General features: G+C 52.1%; 6 protein-coding genes and 1 pseudogene. 2 read left to right on the top strand and 5 right to left on the bottom strand.

Translation table 11 applies throughout. The features are described 5' to 3' along the window. The 5 genes and pseudogenes from COY37_RS10430 to csaB all read right to left on the bottom strand — a co-directional run. Positions 1–477, bottom strand: a pseudogene (locus COY37_RS10430) (S-methyl-5-thioribose-1-phosphate isomerase); the annotation flags it as partial. A gap of 32 nt (positions 478–509) precedes the next feature. Next, positions 510–1,766, bottom strand: coding sequence for an adenosylhomocysteinase (ahcY, locus tag COY37_RS10425; RefSeq protein WP_286678888.1), 1,257 nt, complete (start codon positions 1,764–1,766; stop codon positions 510–512). 108 nt (positions 1,767–1,874) lie between these two features. Continuing rightward, a complete protein-coding gene (locus COY37_RS10420; RefSeq protein WP_286678887.1) occupies positions 1,875–2,687 on the bottom strand; it encodes a purine-nucleoside phosphorylase in 813 nt (270 codons plus the stop codon). Between the two features lie 124 nt (positions 2,688–2,811). Next, the gene (murJ, locus tag COY37_RS10415) at positions 2,812–4,401 is read right to left on the bottom strand and encodes a murein biosynthesis integral membrane protein MurJ (protein WP_286678885.1); all 1,590 of its coding nucleotides are present in this window, start codon (positions 4,399–4,401) and stop codon (positions 2,812–2,814) included. A gap of 108 nt (positions 4,402–4,509) precedes the next feature. Continuing rightward, entirely contained in the window at positions 4,510–6,255 is a 1,746-nt protein-coding gene (gene csaB, locus COY37_RS10410; protein ID WP_286977512.1) for a polysaccharide pyruvyl transferase CsaB, read from the bottom strand. Between the two features lie 364 nt (positions 6,256–6,619). Between csaB and COY37_RS10405 the strand changes: the two genes are divergently transcribed. Together COY37_RS10405 and COY37_RS10400 are read left to right on the top strand one after the other, a co-directional pair. Further along, the gene (locus tag COY37_RS10405) at positions 6,620–7,522 is read left to right on the top strand and encodes a stalk domain-containing protein (protein WP_286678883.1); all 903 of its coding nucleotides are present in this window, start codon (positions 6,620–6,622) and stop codon (positions 7,520–7,522) included. A gap of 100 nt (positions 7,523–7,622) precedes the next feature. Beyond that, a complete protein-coding gene (locus COY37_RS10400) occupies positions 7,623–9,137 on the top strand; it encodes an ArnT family glycosyltransferase (RefSeq protein ID WP_286977511.1) in 1,515 nt (504 codons plus the stop codon). Positions 9,138–9,264: the final 127 nt, after the last annotated feature.

Below are 9,264 nucleotides of genomic sequence, written 5' to 3'. Positions count from 1 at the left end.
ACCGCTCTTCAATAGATCAGCGCCGAACTGGCCCATACGCCTGCTCATCTTAAGTTCCTCATCGGCGATATCGTCGGCCTCTTCTTTGAGAATCCTCTTCATCCTGCTTACCGCAAGATGTGAGTTGCCGTGCGCCGTCTTTTTCATGCGATCGAGCGCCCAGAACAAGTTTATCGCGGTCGGCCTGGTGGAACCCAGCACGCCCGCTGCATGATCGATCTCCTGCAGAAACTCCGGTGTGCCCTTGGCGTTGGATTGCAAGCCTGCAAGGGCTAGGCCGTATGCCGCGGCTACCCCGATCGCCGGCGCTCCTCTTACGCTCAGCGTCTTGATGGCCTCGGCTACCCGCAGATAATCCGATGTCTCGATAAACACCTCTTTATGAGGCAAAGCGTTCTGATCGAGCAGGACTACCTTGCAGTTTCTCCAACCTACGGTCCTTCCTTCTTCGCAGCCGGCCCAAGCAACAGTCTTCATCTTCCTCCCCTTAATGAAAAAACTCACATGAATTACGTGCCCATCTCCCATGAATGCAGGTATTTATCCTGCTCCTCGGTGAGTTTGTCTATCTTGATACCCATCGACGCGAGCTTCAGCTTGGCGATATCGGCATCGATATCGGCCGGAACCGGATAGACGGTATCCTCTAACTTCTTGCCCGTAGCAAGCATATACTCGGCCGAGAGCGCCTGATTTGCAAAGCTCATATCCATAACGCTTGCCGGATGGCCCTCGGCGGCGGCAAGGTTTACCAGCCTGCCGTCGGCAAGTAAGTAAATACGCCTACCGTCATTTGTCAGGAATTCATCCACAAACGGGCGTACTTCCCTGCGGGGCTCGGACATGGCCTCGAGGGCCGGTATGTTTATCTCAACATTAAAGTGACCGCTGTTGGCGATAATAGCGCCGTCCTTCATAACTTTAAAGTGCCGCTCATCTATCACGTGCAGGTCGCCGGTCGCCGTAACCCAGATATCGGCGATCATAGCCGCTTCAACCGAGGTCATTACCCGGTAACCGTCCATAACAGCCTCGAGCGCCTTCAGCGGGTCGACCTCGATGATAACCACATTAGCCCCCATACCGTTCGCGCGCATGGCGAGTCCCCTGCCGCACCACCCATAACCGGAAACAACAAAGGTCTTACCGGCAAGCAAAACATTGGTCGCACGCAGAATGCCGTCGACCGTGCTCTGCCCGGTGCCGTAGCGGTTATCGAAAAAGTGCTTTGTTAGCGCATCGTTTACAGCGACAATCGGGTACTTAAGCACGCTCTGCTCGGCCATACTTTTAAGCCTGATTACGCCGGTTGTGGTCTCCTCGGTTCCCCCTATGATATCTTTTACCTGATCGGGGCGCTCGGTGTGAAGTACCGATACAAGATCGGCGCCGTCGTCCATTGTCATTTGCGGATGATGATCGAGGGCATCGTTAATATGCCTATAGTAGGTCGCATCATCCTCGCCCTTTATGGCAAACACCGGTATTTCATAGTCCTTTACGAGCGACGCGGCAACCTCATCCTGCGTGCTGAGCGGATTTGACGCACAAAGAACTACGTCGGCGCCACCGGCCTTTAACGTCCTCATAAGGTTGGCCGTCTCTGAGGTAACGTGGAGGCACGCCGATACCCTTATGCCTTTAAGCGGTTTGTCGCGCTCAAAACGCTCGCGTATCAGCCGCAAAACCGGCATATCTTTGTCGGCCCATTCAATTCTTTTCTTTCCGGCTTCGGCGAGGCCGAGATCTTTTACGTCATACTTCATCACTATTCGCTCCCTCTTGAATCTATTTTTAAACTTCCTGTCATCTAAGAAGACGACTCCTTACATCTTCTTAGATGATCTGCTTAAATCATATTCTTAAATCATATTCTATACACCTTCCAAAACCCTGAGTATGAGTTTTATCAACTTCTCCGAGCATCTCTGCGCTTCAATTAGAACTTCCTCATGACTTAGCTTGCGCTCTGCCTGCGGCGTATTGGTGATAGCGGCCATTCCAAGTACCTTCATCCCCAAATGCCGCGCCGCAATAACCTCGGGCACCATGGACATACCCACGGCATCACCGATGGTTCTCATAAACGTTATCTCAGCCGGTGTTTCATAGCTCGGGCCCAGCACCGCGACGTAAACGCCCTCCTTTAAATCAACGCCTTCCTGCCGCGCAGCGTCCTCGACAGTGGCGAGAAGCCCCTTATCAAAAGCTTCCGACATATCGACGAATCTCGGCCCGAACTGCTCGTCGTTTGGCCCGATGAGCGGGTTTGCGCCCATTAAATTCACGTAATCGGTTATCGCCATAATGTCGCCTGCTTTAAGATCGGTCCTTAAACCGCCTGCGGCACAGGTGATGATAACGGCATGTGCACCCAACCCCTTTAGAACCCTGATTGGAAAAGCGACTCCCGAAGAGGTATAGCCTTCGTAGTAATGAAAACGCCCCTGCATGATAGCAACCCGTTTTCCCGCCAACTTGCCGATTACCAGATTGCCGGGGTGGCCCTCCGTAGTCGACTTGGGAAAATGAGGTATTTCTTTATATGGAAACACCTTGGGATTTTCAACAGCATCGACCAGACTTCCTAGCCCGGAGCCAAGGATTATCCCGACGTCCACGGTACCGGTAATCCTGTCGTTTATGTATCGTAGAGCGTCCTTTAAGTTCTGCCTTACCTGCTCTATTATGTCCGTCTAAGTCCCTTCTCGACCCGTCGCCGGTTTAGCGCTACCATAACTACCGTACCACCAAATCACAATTCCTTATATTAACATAGAATACTTGATTAGTTTAACCCTGAGAGCCGCTTTACCTGACAATACCGTCGGGTGCAAGCCCGTTACGGGAGAGCTTGGAGCGCACAACCTGCCAGACCAGCATCACCTCGTCCGCCTTCAAGAGCACAAGAAGCGCGGTGTAGACGGCCGCCCCGACGCCGAGAGACGCCCCGACAATAGTGAGCTCGTGCAGTTTAGAGCCCGAGCCCGGCAGACCCGTGAGATATCCGGAGGCGGCCCATGTTGCAACCCCCATTGCCAATGCCGCTACCAGTATCTTCGAGAGCGACCTGGCTATCTGCAGCCCGTTTATACCACCTAAGCGCTTGCGCAGTCCCCGAAGAAGTATCAGTACCATCAAGCTCACCGCGAGCGCATACCCGACGGCAAGACCTACGTGCGCCATGAACCGCATAAACACAAGATCGAGCCCTACAAGCATAAACATGAAGGCTATGGATGCCTTCATGGGCGTTATACCGTCTTTCAACGCATAAAAAGCTCTTACGATCAGCATGTTGAGCCCCATAGCGAAAAGGCCGAAGGAGTAAGCCGCAAGCGCCGGCGCCGTTGCGCGTGTTGCGTCGGGTCCGAACGCCCCGTGCTGGAACAGCAGCTTGATTATCGGAAAGCTTAAAACAAAGAGGCTCACGGTGGACGGGATCGCTACGAGCGCTATCATCCTGATGCCAAGCGAGACCGTGTTTTTTAGCGAATCCACATCATCCCTTGCGGCGTGTCTCGATAACATCGGAAACAGCACTATAGCTATCGCAGCGACCAGCGTATTCAACGGCAGGCTGCCGACTTTGAAAGCGTCATTGAGGTAGGTGATACTGCCAACGCTCAAGAATGACGCCATCCACTTGTCGATTATCGTATTTGATTGACTCGCCCCAAGACCTATCAGTACCGGCACAAAGAGTTTTCCAACCGTGGCCAGATCCTCATGTTTTAAGCTGAGCGTGGGTCGAAAAGCAAGGCCTCTCTTGATAACAAAAGGAAGCTGTATTACCACCTGCCCGATAGAACCCAAGAGAAGGCCGACCGCCGTACCGTAGATACCCATCCTGCTGGCAAAAACCAGTATCGACCCGACCATTACGACGTTTTGGACCAGGGCGACCAGGCTCGGTGCCGCAAAGTGGTTGTACGAGTTGAGGATTCCCGCCATGAGGCCCGAGATGCCCATAAAAACCAAGGCGGGGGCCATCATCCTGAGCAAGTTTGCCGCTAATTCAGATTGGCCCGGCGTATCGAAACCGGGCACTAAAAGAAATATGACCTTCGGGGCCAGCAGAATAAGAAGAACCGTTATTACACCAAAAATAATCAGGAGCAGGTTAAAGATCGTGTATGCCAAACGCCAGGCATCCTTCTCTTTTTCATTCGCAAGAAGGCCCGTAAAGACCGGGATAAACGACGCGCTAAGCGCACCCATGACTACCAGGCTGTAGATAATATTGGGGATAGTAAAAGCTACCAGGAAAGCATCGGTCTTGGCGGTCGCGCCAAACTTATTGGCGATAACCATCTCTCTGACAAAACCAAATATCCGGCCCAAAAAGGTTGCTATAGTTACTGTAACGGCCGAGATGGCCAGAGACTTTCCCCTGCTCAAAGTATATCTCTTATCCTTGTATGATGTTGGGCTGTTTGCGCAAGTGTAGCAGCAAATATGAAAGATGTCTAAGCCCATTCGAGTAGATTTTTACGTAAGGCAATATGACTAGTACAGGCGGCGCTCGCGTATCACCATGAAGACGAATTTCGGTAAGGCCAGCATTCTTTTCAGCCGAGTCGGCTGCTGCAATAAGCGATACAACCACTCCAACCCCGCCTGCCTGATCCATACCGGCGCCTGTTTTACCTTGCCGGCGATAACGTCAAAACTTCCTCCTACCCCAAGGCATACGGGCACGTTCAAATAATACAAGTGTTTGGCGATCCATTTTTCCTGTTTGCCCATCCCCAACCCGACAAAGAGTATATCCGGGCTCGCTTGCCTGATCTCGTCGACGACCTGCTTCTCTTCCCTTTTCGAGAAATATCCGCAGCGGGCGCCGACGATTTTTAAGCCCGGGTAGCGCCGTTGTAACTCGGCCGCAGCCTCCTCAACGACGTCTTGCTTTGCACCTATCATAAAAACCCTGTGGCCCCTCAAAGCCGCCCTCTTGGCCAGCTCATCGACCATATCTATGCCGGGCACCCTTGCCCTCAGTCGTCCCGCCCACACGATGCCTATGCTATCGGGGACGAGAAGATCGGCCTTTTTCAAAACCGACCTGAACCCCTCATCGTTTCCGGCCGTGACCATCATCTCGGCATTTAAGGTAACCACAAGATGAGGCTTTTTCTCTGCTATGTAACCTTCAATAATCGCAGCAGCTTCATCCATCTCAAGCGCATCAAATCGTATTCCAAGAATACGCCGCTCTTTAAGCAGGTGCTTTGCAAGAACAGCGTTATGTCTTGCCCGCATCCGCAAGCCCTCAACCGAATACGCAAAACCGCCGTTGAGCCCGAGCAATTTTTCAATCCTGGGAATAAGCGTATCAGACGTAATATCCTTACATGCAATCGGCTGCAACGCACCAACCGAGGAAGCAAACTCCTCAACCTTGGGATCATACGCAACCGGAACAAAAGGAACCCCCTGTACGGCCGCAAAAATGGTCGAGTGAAGCCTCATCCCGACCAGAGCATCCAGCTCCCCGATCACACCAAGGGTTTCTGACGGTAACTCGACATCATCGATTACCAGAGCCTTCCGCACCATCCTGCCGGCAACCTGCTCCGCGACCGATCTATCACGGCTGCCGTGAAACGGGATCAAGACCACGCTCGCATCAAACCTGTCGGCAACTTCATCGGCGGCCTTCGCGATACGCGTAAAGTCGATCCCCGGCCACGCCCTCAGCGCAAAACCAATCGCCGGTCGCTTAACACCGGCAAGCCTGGAAACCCGCACCGGCTTTAGCAGCAACGCGGGGTCGGCCGTAACAACTATTTCACGCCGCACGCCTATCTTTTCGAGAACCCTCTTTGACCCCTCGTCCCGCACGGCGATTACATTACACCCCGAAATCGCGAGTTTCACCAAGAATTTGCTGAAGAATCTCTTAATCGGGCCTATCCCCTGCCCGTATATCATCACGGGAACACGCTCGACCCTTGCCAGTATTAAAAGCAGGCAATAATACGCGAGACTGCGCCCGCTCGTCACATCCTGCAGGAGCCCTCCGCCGCCGCTTATAAAGAGGTCGCTTTTCCTTAATGTTCGCCGGATATCCTTGATCGATCGTGGGATTGCTTTGACGCCGTATCCGGCCTCGGTCTCATGTGGATGGAAGGATGAAACGGTGATGTCGACATTGGGGATCTCAGAGCGCAGCGAGGTAATCATCGCCGAGAGGATTGCTTCGTCGCCGGTATTTCCAAATCCGTAATAGCCTGAGATCAGTACCTTTTTCATCGCTCTTTAACCCGGTTGATTGTTTCGATTAGAACCTAACAGGGACTCAACCATTATACAATAGAAGCCGGAATCCGGGAGCCGGAATCCAGAATAAAACACCCGAGATTCTTCGGCTATCGCCTCAGAATGACATATATACTGTGCTTTATGTTGCCTGCCGCATACTCCCCTAAAGTAAACTTGCTGCTTGTCGATATATTTCTAAAGCAATTGTTTGACCGCCTGTTAAAGCATGCCTACGAACATGCCGGGCGCCAAACTTTCACTCGTTAATTCGTGATAGGGATGCTGCTTAACAAATCCATACTAATAAGAGACTAAAGGCCAATAGCAGTGAGCCCTGCACGAAAGGATGGTTGTAATGGGATTTAGGACACGCTCTATCGTCCTCATCGCCCTAGCCCTGATCACACTCTTTATTTTAATCCTACCAGCTTACGCAATAACACTTAACGCAGACGAACAGTATATGCTCAACCTCTTGAACAAAGAGAGAAGATCAAGCGGACTTAACGCGCTTGAGATCGACCCCAAGCTTGAACTCATGGCACGAAGGTACGGCCAGGAGATGATAGATCACAGCTTCTTTAGCCACAGCTCCCCGATTTCGGGTGAGTTGCTGGATAGGGTTAACGCCGCAGGCGTGCCGGATGGCTGGTTGCTCGCGGGCGAGAACCTTGCGGGCGCCCCTACGGTTGAGGCGGCGTTCGAGGGCCTGATGAATAGCCCTTCGCATAAAGATAACATGCTTGAGCCAAAATACACGCATGTCGGCATAGGTGCCATTGATGGCGGCGCTTACGGCAAGATGTTCGTTCAGGAATTCGTCGCCTATCCAAAAAGCATGTTCAATATCTCAAACAACCCCAGCAACGATCTTTTAATCTACATCAACGGTCAGTTGCTCTATTCCAATCCTCCCGCGTTCATCAGCAAAGGCCACACGCTGGTCCCGGTACGCCAGCTCTTTGAGGCGCTCGGCGCCAATGTGATGTGGCAGAGCGAAGATAAGAAGATAAACATTATCTATCCGGGCGGAAACACTGCCCTGACAATCGGTTCCGATACCGCGCTGGTAAACGGCACCGAGGTTAAGCTCGACGCGAAACCGTGCCTGAAAAATGGAAGCACGTTTATTCCGCTGCGGTTTGTCGTCGAGAATTTAGGCGCGTACGTCAAGTGGAGCAACGCACTGCGAACGATCGATATTACCGTCTCGACAGACGTAAGTGTGACGGTCGGGGCGAGTTCTACAGCTAACTAACTGCGGAACGCGCAAGCACATTCGAAGCGGGAGACTTTCTCCCGCTTTTTTGTTGCCCTGACGGTAGATTTTTTAGGCAAGCTCGACTAAGCTAAACTTCATGACGTCCAGTAGTAGTGATAACACCGTTAGCAGTAAGAAACCGGGTAAGGGTCTGCCTATCGATCCGTGGTTGCTGGTGATTTTAATAATCGCCTTCTCGATCAGGCTTTATGGGATTACCGCACCTCTGGTGGATTTCTCGAGCTGGCGGCAGGTGGATACCGCCTCGATCGCGCGCAACTTCGCCGAGCACGAGTTCAACATCCTCCACCCCCAACTGGAATACGATGGGCCGGGGCCGAATTACGGCCAGCTCGAGTTTCAGATAACCACCTTTATCATCGCTATCCTCTTTAAAATTGGCGGTGTAAGCGATGTTCTCGCCCGGATCGTCCCCGTGTTCTTTTTTACCGGCGCGGTACTTTTTCTTTACCTGCTGGTTAAACGCTATACAGACCGGTTGACCGCCAACCTTGCGGCGCTGATCTTTGCAATCCTGCCGATGGGCGTCTTCTACGGCAGGGCGGTGCAACCTGAGGCAGCGATGCTTTTTTTCGGGATAGCCTCCCTTTTCTACTTCTCAGTGTGGTGCGAGAAGCAGGATAGGCGAAGCTTCTCCCTTGCCGCTGTTGCCGGTGCGCTTTCCGTTCTCGCCAAGCTCCCCAATATTTTCTTATTTATACCGGTGCTGGCAATTGCTTGGGATAGGTTCGGCGGGCGTACCATGAAAAACTGGTGGATTATCATTTATTACGCGATCATCCTCGGGGTGACGACGGTATTTTTCGTCTATTCAAGCTGGCTGGTCTCACATTTTGGCTCGCATTACGATTACCACAACTACGCAAAACCAACTATTATTACCGGAAAATTCGTGTCCAATGTAACCGCAAAACACGTTATCCCGCAGATGCTCACGGCGATTACCTCACCCGAAGGTACCGGGTACTTCTCAAAGTTCTTACCTGCGGCCCTTACCCCGGTGGGAATAATCCTGCTTCTTATCGGCCTCATTCCGTTTCGCGTGGGGTTCAGAGAGCACCGGCTTAAACCCTTTTACGCGTGGGCCGGCGCGATGCTGCTTTATGCGATAACAATCGCCGCCGTTATCAGGATAGATTATTATCTGGTGCCCCTGTTGCCGATTGCGGCGTTTTTCATGGCGAGGTCGCTTGGGCTTCTGTTGAAGTATAAAGCCACGTGGGCGATTGCGGCGATTCTGGCCGGGGTTATCGGCTACCAGTCGTATCAGGCGGTTTCGTCTTTATATAAACAGGATAGTTCGCTGTATAAGTTTGGGATAGAGTTAAAGGGCATCCTGAGACCGCATGAGCCGGTAATACTCGGCAGCTATAATCCGGCGATTCTTTACTATAGCGGGCACCGGGGCTGGCGGAGCAACAACTTGAGCCTGGATTCGTTTGAGTTCCTGCGCTCGCACGGCGCCGGCTATTATGTCCCCCTTAACTCCGCAAAAGAGCGCGAGCTTTTGCTCTACCTTAAGGACCATTACAAATTACACACGACAAAATCGGGTTGCGGCTACTTCGATCTAAAAGATCAGGTACATTAGCTGATAGGTTGTAAGCCGTATCCAATTACGGTCTACCGTTTTTCAGCAGCAGGCTCCTAGATGAAAGCTTAATTAAAGAATGAGTTCTTGATAACCTTGGCGGCTTCGGCTCTATTCATGGGGTGCT

The organism is Candidatus Aquicultor secundus (assembly GCF_002791875.1).
Lineage (GTDB): Bacteria > Actinomycetota > Aquicultoria > Aquicultorales > Aquicultoraceae > Aquicultor_A > Aquicultor_A secundus.
This window is presented reverse-complemented; position numbering and strand designations above follow the sequence as displayed.